This window comes from Arthrobacter sp. 2762, from assembly GCF_040548745.1.
Lineage (GTDB): Bacteria > Actinomycetota > Actinomycetes > Actinomycetales > Micrococcaceae > Arthrobacter.
On record NZ_JBEPSI010000005.1, the window covers coordinates 104447 to 123831 of the forward strand.

Below are 19385 nucleotides of genomic sequence, written 5' to 3' on the forward strand. Positions count from 1 at the left end.
TCTCATGTCTCTTCAGCGCTTCAGCCCGGAAGGCTTGATGCAGCCCGCCCCGTACCACCACGTCGCTGTCGGCACCGGTACCCGTCACGTTCACGTCGCCGGCCAGATCTCGCGCCTGGCCGATGCAACGCCTGTCGCCCCGGGGGACCTGGCCGGCCAGGTCGCCCAGGCTCTGCGCAATACCGCGATCGGGCTCGCCGGAGCTCAGGCGACCTTCGACGACGTCGTGCGTTTGACGTTCTACGTCACTGCCTGGGCTCCGGAGAAGATCACCGCTTTCATGGAAGGTATCGAAAGTGTCGCCGCGGAGATCGGACTGCCCACGCCGATGCCGCCGACGTCGCTGATCGGCGTCGAGTCTCTGTTCGAGCCCGACGTGCTCGTCGAGATCGAAGCAACCGCGGTACTGGATTAGCAAGCCGGCCGCCGTCCTTGTGTTGCGAGCCGGACCGACGGGTCCCCGGACTGCACTGTTGGCAGCCAGGGGACCCACAGGTGTTACTTCTTTCCAGGAAGGAACATCGACTGTTCCATCGGCGTCACGGTGAGCGACTTCAGCTGGGCGGTGCCGCCTTCTGCGAACAGGGACATCTTGTCGGCTCCTGCGTTCGGGAACACTTGGTCGGTGATGGTCTGCAGGCCGTTACCGGTGAACACCTCTATTGATGAGCGGTCCACGTAGATCCGCAGGGTGACATTGCCCTTATTGTCCAGGGTGACAGGGGCGTCATCCACGGAAGAGAATGCCGAGTGGAAAGCGGTGTTTCCGGACTTTGTTCGGTCAACGAAGATCTTTCCGGTCATGGCGTCGTAGCCGATGATGGTGGAGGAGTTGCCGTCGCCCAGTACGGTGATGCCGGACTTCTTCGCGGTGCCGGGGGCGAAGGTGATGTCCACACGCTGGACCTGGCCCGAAGTCGTCGCCGGCAGCGATGTTGTTCCGGCCGCGACAGCGCCGCCCTTCTTATCGGCGTAGCTGGGCTTTTGCGCGAGGTCGTCCACTTGCTTGACGGCGCTCTGGGTAAGGCGTGGTCCGTCGGGTGTCTGCGTCAGCTGCACCTCGCGGGGCAGTGACATGGCGCTGCGCCACGGGTTGGTAGGGATGTCGTTGGCATAGTCCCAGTTATTCATCCAGCCCAACATGACCCGCTTGTTGTCGGGCATGTTCGCGAAGGAGACGGCCGCGTAGTAGTCGCGTCCGTAGTCAAGCCAGTCATAGGACTCCAGGCGGGACGTCGCTGCTGTGGAGCTTGCGGTGAACTCGTCCGCGAGTATGTGCCCCCAGCCGAACCTGTTGTTATCGACAACCTTGATTTGTGCCTGCTGGCCAACGAATTCCTTGACATTCCATGAGGCCCAATCCAGGGTTTCACTGTCGTTGCCGGTGGCCGTACGGACCACCTGTCCGTTGACTACCAAGTTCACCGTTTCTTCATCGGACCTGGGGACGGCGGCGGTGTCGGTGAGCATGACGTGGTCAAGGGTCAGGTGACCCCACCCGCCGGTAGCTTGGTCAACCACCCGCAGCTGTGCATTCTGGCCCGCGAATTCCGAAACGTCCCAGCCTTTCCAGTTCAGCACTCCGGCGTTATCGCCCGCCAGGGAGCGGACCACGTTGCCGTTGATGAGCAGCTGGACGGCCAGGGTCTGACCAGACTCCGCTGCGCGGTGGCCGCCCCCAACGAGCATGCTCATGAAGTTCTTCGTGATCGGGAACTCGGGGGAAGTCAGGGTACCCTGACGGTCATCACCGGGTACGGTGCCGGTTTCGAACGTGTTGATTCGCTTGGCGCCAAGGTAAAAGTCCCCACCGCTGGTGGCCGGCTGGAAGTTGGGGGTCAGGTCTCCTGTCCCGGTCCAGCCGGCATCGGCCAGCGTTGTGCCATCCGGCACCTCGAAGCCGTCAAACTTGAGTTCTCCTGGGGGCGGCGTGTTGTCCAGCTTGTCGGAGACGCGAGGGTGCTTGCCGCCGCCGATGAGGAAATTCAGGTAGTCGTCGGTCACTGTAAAGGTTGGTGACTGCATGAACCCCAGCGGCCAGTCGCCGTCGTTAAATGAGTTGATCAGTCCTGTGCCGCCAAATTGGGTCACCGGATTTTGGCCGGGCAGGGAACCGGCGGCGGGAGCGTCGCCGAAAGGGCCGTTCTTCCAGTTGCCCGGTTCGTTGTTGACGGTCCAGCCGTTGTAGGTGCCGTCGTTGAAGCCGGCCAGGACAGTGCCGGCCGGTGCCGCCGTGGCTGGTTTCGTGGTTTCGGAGGTGAACGTGGTGCCATCGAAGTTGCCCACGAAGTACTGTCCAGCCGAGCCTCCGGCGACACCGCCGGGGTTGATGTTGACGACCATGACCCACTTGATGTTGTTCTTATCCCCATCCACCGCGAGCGGGAACAAATCAGGGCATTCCCACTGGCCGCCGCTGGCGTTGGCCGGTCCGAATTCGCTCAAGGCAGTCCAGTCCTTGAGATTGCCGGATTTGTAGAGGAGAACCTTGTGATCTTGCGATTCGACTGCGGTCATGACCCAATACCCGCCGCCGGATGGGCTGTCGTACCAGAAGACCTTCGGGTCGCGGAAGTTTGCTGAATTGCGGTTCAGCACAGGATTACCGGAGTACTTGGTCCAGGTCTGGCCATCATCCAGGCTGTACGCCAGGGACTGGGCCTGCAGGCCTCGGTGTGGGGAGGCATCCTTGTAGGCGCTGGTGTAGATGGCCACCAGCGGGGGGTTTTCCTTCGTCCCGAAGCCGGTTGTGTTGTCCTTGTCAACGACAATGCTGCCGGAGAACACATCTTCCTGTGCGTCGGTTGAGAGGGCGAGGGGCTGCTCCTGCCAGTGAACCAGGTCCTTGGACGTCGCATGGCCCCAGGACATGTTTCCCCACGTGTTGCCGGAGGGGTTGTGCTGGTAGAAGAGGTGGTAGACACCTTTATGGAAAATCATCCCGTTGGGATCGTTCATCCAATTCTTCGCCGGTGTGTAGTGGTAAGCAGGCCGAAATTGCTCACTTCCCACTTCTGGTCCCGCGGATGCTGGTGTCACACCAGCCATGACGCCCGTAAGCGTCAGTCCCGCCAACGTCAACGCAGACGTTGCCACCCGCATCCTGTTGATCTTGATTTTTCTCATCATTCTTTTCGGTCGCCCTCCATTGCGGCGTGCCTATCCCCACCTAGACAACGTTGTCAGTGCTCTCAGAAGCTACGACAAGTCCATCGGACAAGTCAACGGTTTTTTAGGGGCATGTGGGGCGATTCCTCGTTTTCAGAGCGTTGGGACATCGTTGTCATCGCGGGTTGCCAGAACACAGGCGGGAGGGTAACCTAAGTCACATGTTCGGCAGCTAACGCGCGTTACCAGTTATTAGCTGCCCCAGGCGGCGCAGCGAGACAAGGAGGGTCTGCGCATAGGGTCCGCAGGACCTCACAGGACGGTGTCGAAAATATGCCAGTCCCACACGGCAACCCGGGAACCGGCCCAGCCGCCCTTACCGTCGCCCTTGCAGAGGAGGCCATGGCGCTCCACGGTCTTTGGTGCGGAATGCGTACGGGTACATCGTCTACAGCATCGGGTGGGGCGCAATGTCATGTCGGCAGATCATGCAATGAGGTGCTGCGTGTCCCACAGACCTATGACGACGCCCGTCATAGGTCTGCAGCAGACCAGGATTTCAGAGATCGTCTTCGGGCCGGGCGGTGAGAATTCGATTGGCGCTTTGCTGCAGGATGCCGAGAGACTCCTGGATCAGGGGCGACGTGATGCTGCCACGCCGCACCGCGGCGACAATGCGGCGCGCGGGCTTACCCCTGCCGGTGATACGGAGGCGAACTACGTTTTCTGCACTACGCAGCGGCGCCAGTCGCGGCAGTAGGCCCACGCCAAGCCCTGCGCCCACGAAGGCGATCTGGGTTTCCCACTCAACGGCTTCATGGGCAATTCGTGGTGTTACCCCGGCTGCGGTGAACGCCGCGGTGAAGAGGGAATGGTAGGTGGAGCCGGCGGCCTCGGTGATCCAAGGTTCTGACGCCAGCTCTTGGAGAGTCACTGTTTCCCGCGATGCCAACGGATGGTCAGAGGGAATGATCACGTCCAGGGGGTCATCGAGCAGGACGGTCTGTTCGAAGCGCGGATCGTCCTCAGCGTACGTATCGGACTGCATGGCAACAATCACCGCGAGGTCGATTCGCTCGGCAACCAACAAGTCGAAGCAGCGGGCCGGATTGGCCTCGAGTACCTGCACTTCCAGCTGTGGACGGGTTGAGCGAAGAGTCGCGGCGAGCGGCGCGAGCAACTGGGCGGCCGCCGTCGAGAATCCTCCGAGGCCAAAATGGGACTGCACCTGGTCCCCGGCCTCCATGGCTGCGGCGCGCAGGCTCTCCCAGTCGGCAATGAGGGTGTCCGAACCGGCCACGAGAAAGCGGCCGGTGGCGGTCAGACGCACCCCCCGGCCGTCCTTCGTCAGCAGCTGCATTCCAAGCACGCGCTGGAGCTCGCGCAACTGCGCGGAGACGGCGGAGGGAGAATAGCCTGTGAGCTCCGCGGTGGCGCCAATGGTGCCGCAGCGGGCAAACACTCGAAGTGTGATGAGTCTCGCATCGATCATGCACCTATTGTGCATGGTTATCTTCTAAATGTTGCGCTTTTGTTGCAGCTCATTCGTCCCTAATCTCATGACTACAAGGATTTTGAATACAACATCGGTTGCACCCAAGCACCCTTGGTCGCCATGAATCGCACGCTAACCCAGGCCTCCCGGGAGGAAACACATGTCTGCTCCAGTCTTGCCCCTCAATTCACGCGGAAAACTCGCTTCATCATTGCCTGCAGAGCAGCTGGCAGAGATCAGCGAGTTGTTCGAGTTCCGGCGCAAGGGATATTCCCTCGATGCGCCTTTCTACACGGATGCCACGATCTTCAAGATCGACATGGAAGCCATTTTTGGCCAGCACTGGATCTTTGCCGCCAGCATCGCGGAACTTCCGGAGCCGGGCGACTACGTCACCGTCGACTATGGTCCCTACTCCCTGATCGTGCTGCGCAATGACGACGGCGGCGTGAACGTACTGCACAACGTCTGCCGCCACCGCGGCGCCCGCGTCTTGACCGAGCCCGCCGGGTCAACAGGCAACCTGGTCTGCGGCTACCACTCCTGGACATACTCCCCGGAGGGCAACCTGATCCATGCCTCGGCGCCGGGGGAGACGAAGTTCGACAAGGGGTGCTTCGGCCTCAAGCGCGCCCACAGCCGGGTGGTTGCCGGACTCATCTTCGTCTGCATTGCGGACGAACCGCCCACCGACTTTGACGAGACCTCCAAGATCTTCGAGCCTTACCTCGCACCCCACGATCTGTCCAAGACGAAAGTCGCTTACCAGCAGAACATCGTTGAAGAGGGCAACTGGAAGCTCGTCATGGAGAACAACCGTGAGTGCTACCACTGCGACGGCCACCCGGAGCTCGCTTGTTCCCTCTTCCCCACCTGGGGCCTGACGGAGGGCCTGATCCCGGCCCACCTTGAAGAGGTGTGGGACCGCAACAAGGAAGCACAGGCATCGCTCGAGGAGCGTTGCCGCCGCTATGGCCTTCCCTACGAGGTGGTGGAAGAGCTCGACACGCGAATTGCTGGAATCCGAATCTCACGGGAATCGTTGGACGGCGACGGCGAATCGTTCTCGCCCGATGGGCACAGGCTCTCCAAGAAGCTGCTCGGCGATTTGCCGGACTTCCGGCTTGGCCGCTGCTCGATGCACCTTCAGCCCAACAGCTGGTTCCACTTCCAGAGCGACCACGTCATCACGTTCGGGGTCTTCCCCATCAACGAGCACCAGTCCCTGGTCCGCACCACCTGGCTGGTAGCCGACGACGCCGTGGAAGGTGTCGACTACGACCTGGAGAAGCTCACCTACACCTGGAAGCAGACCAATCTGCAGGACAAGGCGTTCGTGGAGCTGTGCCAGACGGGCGCCGGCAGCCCCGCCTACGAGCCCGGCCCGTACATGAAGAGCGAATACCAAGTGGAGGCATTCATCAACTGGTACGTGCAGCGTGTCCAGGAGCACCTGGCATGATTGAACTCCTCACTGAGACGGCAGTCCAGGAACCGCAGCGCATTCGCGGTCTTGAGATGCCCTGGAACAGGGTGATGGGAAGCACCGAGGGTCCCGCCAGCGCAGCCCGCGCGTTGGGCCCTTGGCATCCGCAGGAGTTCATGGCCGAATGTGTTGAGGTGGTTCCCGAGGTGGGCGGCATGATGACCTTCGTGTTCCGCCGCTGTGACGGTGCGCCACTGGCGTTCCGTGCGGGGCAGTACGTGAACGTCGCCTTTCCCGTGAACGGCGAGGACCAGGATCCGGTGGACCGCAGCTACTCACTGTCCAGTTCGCCCACTCAGCCGTGGACCTTTAACATCACAGTCAAACGCGACGCCACTGGCCTTGTCTCTCCTTGGGTGCACGAGAACATCAAAGCCGGCACCGTCCTGGACATGCTCGGCCCGGTTGGGGCATTTCACCTGCCCGATGCCGACCGCCGGGCACGCTACCTCTTGTTGGCTGCCGGCGCAGGGATCACCCCCATCATGTCCATGGTGCGGACCATCCACTCCCTGCCCGGGCACGCGGACGTCATCGTGCTCTATCACGGCGCGGAGGCTGGAGGCTTTGCTTTCCACAAGGAGTTGGCCTACATCGCCTCCGTGGACTCGCGGGTCAAGGTCTTCTACTCCCTTGGCGACCGCAGCAAACCGGAGGGGTGGGAAGGACTCACCGGAAGGCTGACGGCGGCCATGCTTGACGAAGTGGCCCCCGACGCCAACGGCCGCCAGGTCTATGCCTGCGGTCCTGAGGGTTACCTGAACACCGCAACGGAGCTCCTGGGGAAGGTCGGCGTCGACGACACGTCCATCTACATGGAATTCTTTTCGGGAGACCGCCAGACCATCCTTGAGTATCAGGCGGAGCTCGCGCTGGCGGCGGACATTGCCGAGGAAATTGCGGAGGAAATCGCCGATTCCGCGGAGGACTACTACGAAAGCCAGCCCACAGCGTTCGGGCTCTACGAGCCAGGCTACGATGCCGAGGGAACCCTGAAGGCCGGGGGACTGCCGCTGGAAACCATCGATCCCGATGCGCCCAATGTGGAAGCCCTCGACGGCGGTTCGGACGCGGTGCCGCAGGCCGCGTCCCCGGATGCTTCAAGCTTCGACACAGTCGGAACGGGAAGCCTCACCCTGTCCTTCATGCGCACCGGAATCAATGTGCGCATCGACCCCACCGAACACATCCTGGGGGCGGCCCAGCGGGCGGGCGTCAGGATCGGGGCGAACTGCAAGGAAGGCATGTGCGGCTCGTGCAAGGTCGTCAAGCTTTCCGGTGAGGTGGAAATGAACCACCAGGGTGGGATCCGGGCTCGGGAAATCGATGCTGGCAAGTTCCTGCCCTGCTGCTCCACAGCGCGGACCGACATGGTGATCGATGCCTAGCTTCTTCCAGTCGCGGCGATAGGATTCTCCACCTTTTCCAAGAGTCCTGCGTTTGAAGGCTGTAATTCCGATCGCGTCTCACTTCGGGAACCGTGTTGTCCACGGTCAGGGGCCTATATGGCCCCTGACCGTGGACAAAACCACTGAAGATGCTAACGCTCTGGGATCAAAACGGGGGGAATTGTCACCGTGAGATCGGGGATTTCAGCCGACCAGGCTTCCACCTCGACGAGCGCGTGTTGCGCGGTCGTGGCCTGTGACAGGCTTGAGGACGGCCTGTCTGCTGTGAGGACATTGGGATTCCCATGCCTGCAAAATGATGGGTCATTCGGTGCCGGGTCATACCAAGCTCCCGCTGAAAGCTGAACAACGCCGCGCCGTAGAGAAGGACTGATAGCCAAACCGGCCAGACAACTTCCCCGGTCATTCCGCACGAGAACAACCTGTCCGTTTTCAAGGCCGCGAGCTGCCGCGTCATCCGGGTTCATTCGTAGGGGTTCTCGCCCCTGGATCTTGGATTTCTGGCTTGTGGCCCCTACATCGAGTTGACTGTGGAGTTTTGTCTTCGGCTGGTTGGCAATGAGGTGCAGTGGATAGTCGCCTGAGGAGCCAAGCCATTCGTCAGGTTCGATCCACACGGGGTGGCCCGGGCAATCGGCATAGCCAAAACCGGCAATTGTCGAGGAGAATATTTCGATCTTTCCACTCGGTGTTCCGAGCGGGTACTTCTCGGGATCCTGACGGTAGTCCGAGAGCAAAATTTGGCCAGGTTCAATGACGGGGATCTCGATCTTTTCTGATTCCCAGAATGTGTCGAAATCAACCACGTTGACGCCTCGTTCGCCAAGCTCGCTAGTCCATTGTCCGTAAAGGTGGCGGAGCCAGGCCATCGTGTCACGTTTCTCCGTGAACGCGTCAGCTGTTCCAAGTTTGGCTGCTATTGCGGCGAAAATATCATAATCATCCCGGGCACTGCCGGCAGGTTCAGTCAGTGCATGCATCGGGAAAAACGTGGGGTCACTTCGGCCCGCTCCGTAGTCGTTTCGCTCTATTGACATGGTTGCCGGGAGCACGATGTCAGCATGGCGTGCTGTGCTGGTCCAGAACTGTTCATTCACGATGACAGTAGCTGGTTGGGCCCATGCCTTCCGGAATCGTGCCAAGTCCTGATGGTGATGGAATGGGTTACCGCCGGCCCAGTAAATCAACTCGATCTCTGGCAGGGTGATTCGCTTGCCGTTGAAATCTATCTGGCTTCCCGGATTGAGCAACATGTCGGCTATCCGGGCCACAGGAACATATGAAGTCTCGGGATTGCGGCCTTGGGGAAATGAAGGCGCACCGGCGACACGCAGGGGTAGTCCCACATCTGCGGAGGACCCGTAACCGTGCTGGAATCCTCCACCAGGCAACCCTATCTGTCCCAGCATCGCGGCGAGGGTCACCCCAAGCCATATTGGCTGCTCACCGTGCTGTTGCCGCTGCATGGACCAGCTCAAATTGATCATGGTCCGTGATTCAGCCATGTCACGTGCGAGTTCGGTAATTCGAATCGCCGGAATCCGCGTCAGCTTTTCAGCCCAGCTTGGATTTTTTGGAACACCGTCGACATCCCCACGAAGGTACGGCAGGAATTCATGAAGACCGACACAATACTGGGCTAGGAACTTCTCGTCGGCGAGTTTCTCATCGTCCAGCACATACGCAAGGGCCAGCATTAGGGCGGCGTCGCTTCCCGGCAGCGGCGCGATCCACTCGGCACCGGCTTCCTTGTAGGTGTCGTCGCCTATCGGCGTCACGTCAATGAAGCGGCACCCGCGAGCTACTGCTTTCCGGATTGCGGCCCTTGCGACATGGCGCCCGACTCCTCCAGGAGCAATTGCGCTGTTCTTCTCGGAAACTCCCCCGAAGGCAATGAAGAGTTCTGTGTTCTCACTCACCACTTCCCATGAGGTTGCCCCAGCCATGACCTGATAGGGCGAGGCAGCGATGATGTGCGGCAGAAGCACACCCGAGGCGCCGTAGCTGTAGTCCGTTACGCCAGAAACATAGCCTCCCAACGAGTTCAAGAATCGGTGGATCTGACTTTGGGCGTGATGAAATCTGCCGGCGCTGGCCCAGCCATATGAACATCCGTACACAGCGGAAGGGCCTTTTTCGGAGTAGACACGCCCCAGCTCTGCACTGGCCAACTCAATTGCACGATCCCAGGAAACTTCAACAAAGGGTTCATTTCCCCGGCCAGACCCGCTTCCGGGCCCACGTTCCAGCCAGCCAGCACGAATGGCAGGGCGCAGGATACGAGTGGGGTGGTGTTGTGCGGACGCCATGTTGTCCAAGAGGTCACGGGGGTCGGGGTCTTGGGACCAAGGTCTGACAGACAGCAGAGCTTTACCGTCACTTTCGGCTTCGAAGGCTCCCCAGTGTGACAAATGCGTGCGCATGCGGCAATTTCCCTTGGATGCTGTTCTGATGACCGTTGGCCACTGTTGTCGTCAGCATGTCCGTTTACCGGACCGCTGGTCAAGCGTTCAACTCGATTGGACCAACATGACGGTTCTTCCAGGTCTCACGCAGAACCTGCCTCAGGGTCAGATGAGGGAACGGAAAATATCCCAACCGGTTCCAATGGTTTCGTCGGTAGGAACAAACCCGCTGTACTTGAGCAGGTCTCCGTCCGGGTTGATGGCAATGGTGTCGTTTCGGGTCACCGTGTGCCCCCAATGGATTGCCTCGCCCAGGTTGTGGGTGTAGCTGCCGACACCGATGATCTCGGACATCACGTCCCAGTCAGGGCCCCAGGTACCGGCCCCTTCCCAGCCTCCTTCGCCATTGGAACGGTATTCGTGCATGTAGCCGGTGTAATCACGTCCGAGGATGTCGACATCACCGTCACCGCTTAAATCTCCCGGGGCAACGATCTTGTCAAAGACCTGCCACCCGGTGCCCACAACGCGTGGTTGCTTCCAACCGCCGTCGCCATCGCCGGGGTACAGGCGGAGGTCACCTTCGGCGTCGCGGGCGAGCACATCGTTGATCGCGTCCCCGTCGAAATCGCCGGGGCCGACGATCGCGTCGAAACTGTTCCAGCCCGTGCCCACAACAGATCTGTCCAACCAGCCTCCGCGGCCATCGCCCGGGTAGAGATAGAGGTCTCCCTGCGCGTCTCGGGCGAGGATGTCGTTACTACCGTCGCCGTCGAAATCGCCGGGTGAGAATACGATGTTGAAGACGTCCCATCCAATGCCAACAAGTCTGGGTTCATCCCACTGCGCTGACTCGTAGCTTGGGCATGTTCCTGCATCGCAGGCTCCCAAACCATACGTATAAGTGCGTGGATAGAGGACCAGGTCCCCGTCGTCAGTACGGCCCAGCAGCTCGAAGTTGCCCCGCCCGGTCCAACCCGTGGCTCGGTTGGAGGCTGCAATTGGCGCGGTCTCCTTACTGTGCAACAGGGTGTTTTCATCGCCCCGCAGGGAGTCACCGCATTGTGGCTTTTCCGGCGTCGTGGCGTAGACGTTGAAGGAGAGGCGATTCCCGCGGTCCTCAGGCAGAATTTTGAGCGGTTCGACCTGACGTTCGGGAGGAAGAGTTGTTCCATTACTGAGCCATTCGATCGTGTAGCCAGCAGGGGCTGCCTCAGTCTTATCGCACCCTGAGAATTCCGCTGGAGCCCCCATTCGAAGCTCTGACCCTACGTACGGCATTCCAACCAGGGAGACGATTCCATCCATATCAATATGGTGGAGGGGGAGAGTATCTGCCGCCGCTGCCGGCGCAGCGCCACCACCAGCCACGGTGGTTACGAGCAAGGCAGCGGTGACGCCGGCACTCGCCAACGACAGCGCCTGCACCGCGGCAAGAACTCGTTTGCTCAGTGATGAGGAGATCATTCAGGCTCATTCCTGGGAAAGGGTCACGGCTGTTGCGGACCAACGCAGGCCCTCGGTATCAACCTATCCGCAGACTCTCCGGGACGGCAGGATTAACGTGGCGCGAATGCGATCTGTGGGAGGTGGCGGCAGCGTAACAGGTAGCGTGGCCACGGTTTTGGACGAAAGACGAGTACTGACTACTCGTGCACCAAGTCTGCCTGTTGGTCTTTACTAAATGCAGCGGAATCCAAATAACTGCCAATGACCCCCAACGTTTGGCGGTTGGTGCCCAGGGGTTCCGCCGGCCTGGACCGGACAACTGCAGCCAATGCAGATGTCCGGCCCTTAGCCCGATATTAGAACCGGATGTTGGAAGTTCTCCGGGGTCACGGGTTGGCCAGTGCCTTGTCTGAGCGCGCTCGTGCACCGTCAAGGGTCGCCTTATTTGAAATCAGCAAGGATTGCCGTGATGACCCAGAGGGTGATGTTCATGATGTTTGTACTTTCTTGAGGAAGGTGCAATCAGGAACCGGCCGGGTGGCCACTATCCGCAAGGATTTCGCGGACCATGGGAACCACCCTGCTGCCGTAGAGTTCTACTGCTTTGAGCCGGTGGCTGATCGGCTGGGCTCCGGAGGTGAAGATGAGGTCGAACCGGCCGATTTCCATGGCGGCGACTGCCCGTGCGATCTTCTTGGCCACCGTCTCGGCGGAGCCGATGTACATGGAGCCGTGCTCGATTTCCGCTTCAAAGTCTGAGCGGCGGACGGGGGGCCAACCGCGGAGTGCTCCGATGCGATCACGGACTATTTTGTAGTGGGGCCAGAAGATCTCTTTGGCTTCGTTGTCGGTATCGGCTATGAACCCGGGGGAGTGCATTCCTACAGGCCATGCTGTGGTGCCGAATTCTGCGGAGGCCCGGTTGTAGAGATCAATGAAGGGCGTGAACCGCTCAGGCTGACCTCCAATGATGGCGAGCATCAGAGGGAAGCCATACCTTGCAGTCCGGACCACGGACTCGGGCGTGCCTCCAACGCCGACCCAGGTCTTGAGGCCGTGCTCCGTCTTCGGATAGACATCCGCGTTCACCAGCGGCGTGCGCGTGGAGCCGGTCCAGGTGACGGGTTTCTCTTTCAGGAGTTGGGCGAAGAGCTCAATCTTTTCCTCAAAGAGTTTGTCGTAGTCCTTCAGGTCATAGCCGAAAAGCGGGAACGACTCCGTGAAGGAACCCCTGCCCAGAATTACATCGGCACGGCCGTTGGACAGTGCATCAAGGGTGGCAAACCGCTGGAAGACCCGTACAGGATCGTCAGAGCTGAGCACCGTCACGCCGGATCCAAGCCGGATGCGGGAGGTAACAGTGGCCATGCCAGCCAGGACGGTTTCCGGGGATGACACCGAATATTCGGGACGGTGATGTTCACCAACGGTGAAGACATCCACGCCCAGCTGATCAGCGATCACGGCTTCATCCACCAATTGCCGGATGGCGCGGGCGTGGCTCACGGGTATGCCGCTATCGTCCAGCGGGATATCGCCAAAAGTATCCAAACCAAAGATCACGTGCTCACGGCCCTTCGCTAATTGATACATCAATTACTTAATTGACGCGTCAATCATCACCCCAGTATTGTTGACATGTCAAGCGAGGGGAGAAGTTGTGATGGAGCAAAGCAGCAAGGGCGTCCGGCGGAGTCCAACTGCCGATGAGCTGGCTATTTGGCGTGAATACGTGGAGACAAGTGAGGACATCAAGCAGGCGATGGCTGCAGGGCTCCAGGCCACCTCCGGCGTGTCACCGGGGGATTACTCTGTGCTCCTGGCGCTAAGCGAAGCGGACGGACACCGTCTCAGGTCCTCGGCCCTGGCTGAAGGAATTGGGTGGGAGCGTAGCAGGCTGTCCCATCATTTGGGACGCATGGAGAGCCGGGGGCTCGTCTGCAGAAAAAAGTCCGGTAACGATAATCGCGGTGCGGTGGTGGAGCTCACCGACGACGGCGCACGCACTTTCCGCGCGTCGTCCGCGCCACATCTCCGGCTCGTACGCGAGCTGTTCATTGACGCGCTCAGCCCCGAGGACCTGGATGCCCTTGCCGAAATCATCAAGCGCCTACGCCGACATTTGGGAGAAGTCCTGGAAGGTCCTGACTCCCAGAACCCTTGAACGGACCGTTGAGACCGGCATCAATATGGCGCCGGCCTCAACGGATGGTATTTGGATAGGAACGAGCCGGCGCTAAACCGTGGCGCGTCGCGCCACGTTGTAGAAGCGGATGTTCTCGTATTCTTCGAGCCCCTCGGCGCTTCCTTCACGCCCGAGACCTGACTGCTTGACGCCCCCGAAGGGGGCGGCTGCGTTGGATGGGACGCCTTGGTTGATGCCGACGATTCCTGTCTGGAGACTGTCGGCGACATTAAGGGCACGGTCCAGGTTCTCGGTGAAGACGTAGCCGGCGAGGCCGAATTCTGTGGCGTTGGCGCGGTCAATTACTTCGGCCTCGGAGCTGAAGCGCTGTATCGCGGCGATGGGGCCGAAAATCTCGGACTGGGCGACGTCGGAATCTTCCGTAACGCGGTCCAGGACGGTCGGGGCGAAGAAGTTGCCTGCGGAATCGTATCCGTGGCCGCCGGTGAGCAGTGTGGCGCCCAGGGCCACGGCGTTCTCGGTGTAGGCCTGCATTTGAGCGACCGCACGGTCGTCGATCAGCGCACCGAGTCCTGTCTGCTGTCCGAGGCCGCTTCCCACCGCGACCTGGGCGAAGCGTTCGGTGAGCGCTGCTACAAAGTCATCCGCTATTGCGTCCTGGACGTAGATTCGGTTGGCTCCAATGCAGGACTGGCCGCCATTTCGCAGTTTTGCGGCAAACGTTCCATCCACTGCCCGCTGAAGATCGGCGTCGTTGAAGACGATGAGCGGAGCGTTGCCGCCAAGCTCCATTGAGCTTCGGAGCACGTTCTGGGACGCAAGCTTCAGGAGCTGCCGGCCCACCGGCGTCGATCCGGTGAAAGAAACCTTCCTGACTCTGGGATCGAGCAGGACGGCTTCGCTGAACGCGCCTGATTTTGAGGTCGTGATGACCTGGATAAGTTCTTCCGGTACGCCTGCCTCGATGGCGAGTTGAACAGCAAAGTACGTCGTGAGGGGAGTGAGGGTTGCAGGCTTGATGACTACGGGGCATCCAGCAGCCAGAGCGGGTGCGATTTTTCGGGTTGCCATCGCCAATGGGAAATTCCATGGCGTGATCAGGACCGCCAGGCCGACGGGGGAGCGGCGCGTCAGGAGGCTCGCGCCACCATCCGGCGTTTCGCGGAAGTTCCCTGCGGGACGCACCGCTTCCTCGGCGTACCAGCGAACAAAGTCGGTACCGTATTTGACCTCGCCGCGTGCCTCTGCCAAGGGCTTTCCCATTTCGCGCGAAATCAGGTGAGCGAGATCTTCAGTGTGGGCAACGAGCTTGTCGTACCAGGCGTGCAGCACGCTGGCGCGCTGGCGAAGGGTGCTCTTGGACCAGGCCGTTCCAGCCTTGTCGGCCGTCGCAACAGCTTCCAGTGCGGTCTGAACATCAGCGTCGGGGACATGGGCTATGGTTTCGCCTGTTGCAGGGTCCTGGACTGCGATGCCGGAGCTGGGAAGGCTGATGGATTGGATGACGGCATCCGCGTGTTGGAGGCTGGCGGGGTCTGCCGCAATCAGGGATGCAGCGACGTCGGATATGAGGCTCATCGGTTCTCTCTTTCGGTAGTGGCGGTTGGCTCCCAGACCCTGGCGTTGGCGAGGACGCCGCGGAGTGGAGCATGCCTGAAGCAAATGTAGCCACGGAAAAGAGTAAACAAAAGCGAATATTTTCGACGTTTATCTGTAAGCGCTTCTTACACGAGGACAGTCTGCAGCGCTTGGGTAATTGTTTCCCGCACGGCTATCAGGGAAGCGCTGCGCTCCGAGCCGGACCGAACCAGGAACTGGATGCTGCGCTGTTGATCTGCCGGCAGCCAGGAACTAGGCGTCATCACACTGCCTGCTTCACGCACCACCATGTCAGGCAGGAAGGCAGCGGCCAGACCTTGTTCAACCAGGCGGAGGTGGAAAAGCAGGTCCGAAGAAACATAGGCGATAACCGGCTCGATGCCTAGTTCGCGGCAGACCCGCATGGCCCATTGTGAGGAGGCTGTGTGGAGTGGCTCTGCTACCCAACGCAGCTTCTTTAGATCGTCAAAGTCAGCGAACTCCGGGCCATGGGGGAGGTAGCCGCGGATGGGGTCCTGGCCGATCAGCGTGGTGTGCACTCCTCCGGGCGGAGCCACTGTAGTCCCCGGAAACGCATCGCTGACCACGGCATCGACCTGCCGCGAGATCAGCTGGACCACCGCCTGCTCGGGATCCTCGCGTCGCAACCTGACGTCGAGACCGGGATAATTTCGGGCCAGCTCCGCCAGCGCAAAAGGCATCACGCTACGGCTGATAGTGCTGAATGCCGCTATGGTCACAACCCCTTGGGGCCGTTCATGGGAGGTCGCAAGATCAGCCTCAGCGCGCTCCATCGCGGCCAGTATGGCCTCCGTATTGCGCACGAGTTCCTCGCCTGCCGGGGTGAGCCGGACATTGCGCCCCACCCGTTCGAGAAGGACGACACCAGTCTCCTTTTCCAACAAGCCGAGCTGCTGTGAGATGGCGGAGTGGCTGTAGGAAAGTTCGCGGGCGGCGGCACTCATGCTGCCGTGCAGCTTGACTTCCCTGAGGAGCGTGAGGCGATGGAGGTCGAGCATGCTGGTACCTGCCTGATTGCTGTCGGGTGCGTTCAACGGCGCACAGCCCCAGCGGCGTGACGGGGTGTGCTCCCATCCAATCAAACCAGTTGGGCAAGCCCATTGAGTGTGTCGAGCAACGCTATTGACCTTCTCCCACTCCAAAGAGCTCGCCGACTAATCAGATCAGCGTCCGCTACTGCCCGGAACCTGCCGAGCTCGACACTAATGCGACATTCGAGGATACGAGTAGATGCGGCAGATCGAGATGCCGGAGTGCGCGTGCCCCATCGGAATCGGGAAGAACGCGGTGGACATTGGTTCGCCGTGTGGATGGATCCAGGAAGTGCCGCCTGCTGTCTCATCCCCGTTGAGTAAACGTCCGGATCCGGCTTCAGCCACCCCGACTATTTCCTGCACGGATTCCATGCCAACGTTCGATTCCCCGTCGATGGCGGCGTAGGCGATTTTGAACCCTCGGCCGATCGCAGCGAACTCATCAGATCCGAGTTGGCGGATTATCCCGTAAGCGCACGTGCCGGTGGGGTCGGTTCCGATGGCTGTCACCCGCGTAGCAGTCATTCGAACATTCGAAAAGACGAGGTCGATCTGCGGCTGTTGATCGTTGAGGTAGAACCCGCGCTGTTGGCCGCCGGAGTGGTCAGTGTCGCTAAGAATAGGATCGGCGCGGGCGAGGAGGTCGTACGCGTCAGTCAGTGCTTGGAGGTCCTCGGCGCTCCCGGAATCAACGCCGAACGGCGATACGCCGAGGGCGCCGAATTCGCCGATCGCTTCAAAGATCTGCCCGACTCCCGTAATGTCGCGCCGCATTTCCGGGATGAACAATCCCTTGGATGCCGCAAGGAAGTTGCCGAAGATTGTCCGGCTGTCTCCGAAATAGAGATCGGGTGCCAGCAGGTCGATGGAGGGCGCGCACGCCTGCCAGATGTCGGCGACGTGGGGGAGCGGCCCACCACTTGGATAGATGCCAGGGCGCTGTCCTCCAGCAACAGCAAAGCCCGGAAGGTCGACGTCGATATCGCTGTCCAGCCAGGCGTTGACGAACAATGGAAGGGCAGAATGCTGCCGACCGGCATGAGCGACACGTTCGATGTGGGTGGCGATTCCGTACGCCATGAAGGCCTCGTCAGAGCGGTCGGGGGAGGGAAGTACTTCCGGCCACACGGTGATATTGGCGCCCAGTGCTTGTGTTGGTCGGCCTGCCAGGGCATCAACCACAGGCTGTGGCACTGGTTTGGCGAACGCAGCATTGGCCGGACAGGAATGATCCCGTGATGCGCCAAGGAGGCCAACCTCGTTCTCCACCTGCACCATGAGGACGGTTCTGTGATCGCCGTCGATCAGCTCGATGTGGCGCATCAGTGCAGCAAACGCCGTGGCATCCAACGACTCCTCGGTGAAGGGGGAAAGCGTGTCAGTGAGACGCCCATCCGCGAGAACGCATCGCGTAAAGCGGGTCCAGTCGCGCTTTACCCAGGCAGGGGCGTAGGTGGAGGCCCCATTCTTCCAGGCCCCGAACCAGAGGATGACCAAACGCAATCCAGCACTGCGGGTGGACTCAATCAAGCTCGTGACGTGGTCCAGTTCAAAGCTGCCCTCGCTGGGCTCGACTGTCTCCCACGACACCGGTGCCAGGACTGTGTTCGCACCAACACTGCGGGCTGACTCCAGTCCACCCTGGAGTGCTGAAGCAGACGAACTGGACGAGTTATGCAGTTCGACGCCGCGGACCAGGAAGGGGGAGCCGTCAACGATGAGTCGTGCCCGTCCAGTCGATCTATCCAGCGCCGGAACATGCGTCGAGCTCAACTTCACGTCGACAAGTACTTCGGTTGACACGATTGGGACCTCCATTGGTGAAAATGTGGCAAGTGCACGGTTTTAGAATATCAGAGCGTGGTAAATTTTCTAAAAATGTAGCGCATGCACTGTTTTTGAGCTAACGTCTTCCTTGTCGGACCTTCGTCCCCATGCAAAGGAGCATCGCACATGGCAATAACTTCCTCAGCCCCAGGCCAGTCCCAGGACGCTCTGCCGGCCCCACGACTAGGGCGCCTGGGACCACTTCTCTTCCTGGCGCACGCCGGCTGGATGCTACCGTTCAGCGCCGCCGGTGCGCTTATCCCCGCCCTCATGGCCCAGATGGATCCGGATCAAAAGGTCGCACTCTATGCCACGCTGGCAGCGGCTGGCTCGATCGCCAGCATGATAGCGACGATCGTCTTTGGTGCCCTGTCCGATCGGACGCGTACCCGTTTCGGACGGCGAAATCCTTGGATTGCAAGCGGGGGTATCCTCCTCGGCCTTGCCGCGACGATGATGTCGTTCACGAGCGAGTTCGCTGTCCTGGTCATTCTCTGGGTTGTGTTCCAGATCGGGCTTGCTGTCGTCCTCGCTCCGCTGTTCGCTGTGCTGCCCGAACGGGTGAGCGCCAAGAACCTTGGGAAGGCCTCCACCCTCATCGGACTCGGTCAGCTCCTGGCGCAGAGTCTGGGCGCAATCGTTGGTGGCGCTTACATCACCATGCCGAGGGAGGGACTTCGTTGGCTGCCTTGGCTCATTGCGGTGGCGATGATCGTCTTCGTCCTCCTCTCGCGTGAGAAGGACAACCGCGACGTCGTACGCGAACCTCTGTCCCTTGGCGCGCTGTTGCGCGGCTTCGTTCCTCCAAGGGACCGGGATTTCCTTCTCGCCCTTGTCGGGCGCTTCCTTCTTCTCCTGTCGTTCATGATGGTCTTGCTGTACCAACTCTTCGTCCTGACGGACTACATCGGACTCGATATTGCCGAAGCGGGCGCAGTTATCGGGACAGGCGGCGTGATCATGGCCGTCTCTTCAGGAATCGCCACGCTGATCTCGGGCCCGCTCTCGGACAGGATCAGGCGGCGCAAACCAATCGTCATCGTCGCTTCGTTGGTGTTCGCCGCAGCCGAACTTCCGCTCGTCTTTGCCGCCGACCTTAGTGCCTTCTACCTGTTCCTGGCCGTCGGGGGTTTCGCTTACGGAATGTATATCGCCGTTGACCAGGCGTTGCTCGCTGAAGTCCTCCCGGACGCCGAGAACCAAGGCAAGGACATGGGCATCCTTAACATTGCCAATACCGGACCGCAGATCATTGCCCCGATCGTCGCCGGGATAGTCGTATCGATCGCAGGATTCCAGCTGGTCTTCGGGATGGCGGTTGCGCTTGCGGTTCTGGCAGCGGTGGTCCTCGTTCCGATTCGCCGCGTCCGATGACGACAGACGGGGGGTCGGCCACCTGGTTGACC

13 protein-coding genes are annotated in these 19385 nt (G+C 60.6%); 5 read left to right on the top strand and 8 right to left on the bottom strand.

Translation table 11 applies throughout. The features are described 5' to 3' along the window. The first annotated feature begins 4 nt into the window (after window positions 1-4). A complete protein-coding gene (locus ABIE18_RS10940) occupies window positions 5-415 on the top strand; it encodes a RidA family protein (RefSeq protein WP_499722764.1) in 411 nt (136 codons plus the stop codon). A gap of 83 nt (window positions 416-498) precedes the next feature. Here ABIE18_RS10940 and ABIE18_RS10945 read toward each other — a convergent pair whose 3' ends face one another. Beyond that, a complete protein-coding gene (locus tag ABIE18_RS10945) occupies window positions 499-3102 on the bottom strand; it encodes a GH32 C-terminal domain-containing protein (RefSeq protein ID WP_499723067.1) in 2604 nt (867 codons plus the stop codon). A 565-nt stretch (window positions 3103-3667) separates the two neighbouring features. Next, the gene (locus ABIE18_RS10950) at window positions 3668-4600 is read right to left on the bottom strand and encodes a LysR family transcriptional regulator (protein WP_499722766.1); all 933 of its coding nucleotides are present in this window, start codon (window positions 4598-4600) and stop codon (window positions 3668-3670) included. Between the two features lie 163 nt (window positions 4601-4763). Between ABIE18_RS10950 and ABIE18_RS10955 the strand changes: the two genes are divergently transcribed. Both ABIE18_RS10955 and ABIE18_RS10960 read left to right on the top strand, forming a co-directional pair. Then, complete coding sequence (locus tag ABIE18_RS10955; RefSeq protein ID WP_442015597.1) at window positions 4764-6065, top strand: aromatic ring-hydroxylating oxygenase subunit alpha; 1302 nt, start codon at window positions 4764-4766, stop codon at window positions 6063-6065. After that, entirely contained in the window at window positions 6062-7477 is a 1416-nt protein-coding gene (locus ABIE18_RS10960; protein ID WP_499722768.1) for a ferredoxin reductase, read from the top strand. The genes ABIE18_RS10955 and ABIE18_RS10960 overlap by 4 nt, the downstream gene beginning before the upstream one ends. Before the next feature lie 152 nt (window positions 7478-7629). Here ABIE18_RS10960 and ABIE18_RS10965 read toward each other — a convergent pair whose 3' ends face one another. The 3 genes from ABIE18_RS10965 to ABIE18_RS10975 form a co-directional block, all read right to left on the bottom strand. Further along, a complete protein-coding gene (locus ABIE18_RS10965) occupies window positions 7630-9921 on the bottom strand; it encodes a molybdopterin-dependent oxidoreductase (RefSeq protein ID WP_499722770.1) in 2292 nt (763 codons plus the stop codon). A 147-nt stretch (window positions 9922-10068) separates the two neighbouring features. Further along, window positions 10069-11370 (bottom strand): FG-GAP repeat domain-containing protein, encoded by a 1302-nt coding sequence (locus tag ABIE18_RS10970; RefSeq protein WP_499722772.1) that lies wholly within the window; start codon window positions 11368-11370, stop codon window positions 10069-10071. 504 nt (window positions 11371-11874) lie between these two features. Then, on the bottom strand, window positions 11875-12945 hold the full coding sequence (locus ABIE18_RS10975; RefSeq protein WP_499722773.1) for an LLM class flavin-dependent oxidoreductase: 1071 nt from the start codon (window positions 12943-12945) through the stop codon (window positions 11875-11877). Between the two features lie 70 nt (window positions 12946-13015). Here ABIE18_RS10975 and ABIE18_RS10980 point away from each other — a divergent pair, with 70 nt between their 5' ends. Continuing rightward, complete coding sequence (locus ABIE18_RS10980; RefSeq protein ID WP_499722775.1) at window positions 13016-13516, top strand: MarR family winged helix-turn-helix transcriptional regulator; 501 nt, start codon at window positions 13016-13018, stop codon at window positions 13514-13516. A 72-nt stretch (window positions 13517-13588) separates the two neighbouring features. On the opposite strand, the gene ABIE18_RS10985 is transcribed toward ABIE18_RS10980, so the two are convergent. From ABIE18_RS10985 to ABIE18_RS10995, 3 genes are all read right to left on the bottom strand, one after another. Further along, window positions 13589-15076: an NAD-dependent succinate-semialdehyde dehydrogenase gene (locus tag ABIE18_RS10985; RefSeq protein ID WP_499722776.1), complete on the bottom strand. Its 1488-nt coding sequence runs from the start codon at window positions 15074-15076 to the stop codon at window positions 13589-13591. A 146-nt stretch (window positions 15077-15222) separates the two neighbouring features. Further along, entirely contained in the window at window positions 15223-16116 is an 894-nt protein-coding gene (locus tag ABIE18_RS10990) for a LysR family transcriptional regulator (protein WP_499722777.1), read from the bottom strand. A 204-nt stretch (window positions 16117-16320) separates the two neighbouring features. After that, a complete protein-coding gene (locus tag ABIE18_RS10995) occupies window positions 16321-17955 on the bottom strand; it encodes a DUF5597 domain-containing protein (RefSeq protein ID WP_499722779.1) in 1635 nt (544 codons plus the stop codon). 150 nt (window positions 17956-18105) lie between these two features. Here ABIE18_RS10995 and ABIE18_RS11000 point away from each other — a divergent pair, with 150 nt between their 5' ends. Then, the gene (locus ABIE18_RS11000; protein ID WP_499722781.1) at window positions 18106-19353 is read left to right on the top strand and encodes an MFS transporter; all 1248 of its coding nucleotides are present in this window, start codon (window positions 18106-18108) and stop codon (window positions 19351-19353) included. Window positions 19354-19385 lie beyond the last annotated feature (32 nt).

What these genes read in the sequence shown, in the direction of transcription:
- ABIE18_RS10940 (WP_499722764.1), top strand. Translation starts at nt 5, where the DNA reads ATGTCTCTTCAGCGCTTCAGCCCGGAAGGCTTGATGCAGCCCGCCCCG.
- ABIE18_RS10980 (WP_499722775.1), top strand. Translation starts at nt 13,016, where the DNA reads ATGGAGCAAAGCAGCAAGGGCGTCCGGCGGAGTCCAACTGCCGATGAG.
- ABIE18_RS10970 (WP_499722772.1), bottom strand. Translation starts at nt 11,370, where the DNA reads ATGATCTCCTCATCACTGAGCAAACGAGTTCTTGCCGCGGTGCAGGCG.
- ABIE18_RS10955 (WP_442015597.1), top strand. Translation starts at nt 4,764, where the DNA reads ATGTCTGCTCCAGTCTTGCCCCTCAATTCACGCGGAAAACTCGCTTCA.
- ABIE18_RS10960 (WP_499722768.1), top strand. Translation starts at nt 6,062, where the DNA reads ATGATTGAACTCCTCACTGAGACGGCAGTCCAGGAACCGCAGCGCATT.
- ABIE18_RS10985 (WP_499722776.1), bottom strand. Translation starts at nt 15,076, where the DNA reads ATGAGCCTCATATCCGACGTCGCTGCATCCCTGATTGCGGCAGACCCC.
- ABIE18_RS10945 (WP_499723067.1), bottom strand. Translation starts at nt 3,102, where the DNA reads ATGCGGGTGGCAACGTCTGCGTTGACGTTGGCGGGACTGACGCTTACG.
- ABIE18_RS10965 (WP_499722770.1), bottom strand. Translation starts at nt 9,921, where the DNA reads ATGCGCACGCATTTGTCACACTGGGGAGCCTTCGAAGCCGAAAGTGAC.
- ABIE18_RS11000 (WP_499722781.1), top strand. Translation starts at nt 18,106, where the DNA reads ATGGCAATAACTTCCTCAGCCCCAGGCCAGTCCCAGGACGCTCTGCCG.
- ABIE18_RS10990 (WP_499722777.1), bottom strand. Translation starts at nt 16,116, where the DNA reads ATGCTCGACCTCCATCGCCTCACGCTCCTCAGGGAAGTCAAGCTGCAC.
- ABIE18_RS10975 (WP_499722773.1), bottom strand. Translation starts at nt 12,945, where the DNA reads ATGTATCAATTAGCGAAGGGCCGTGAGCACGTGATCTTTGGTTTGGAT.
- ABIE18_RS10950 (WP_499722766.1), bottom strand. Translation starts at nt 4,600, where the DNA reads ATGATCGATGCGAGACTCATCACACTTCGAGTGTTTGCCCGCTGCGGC.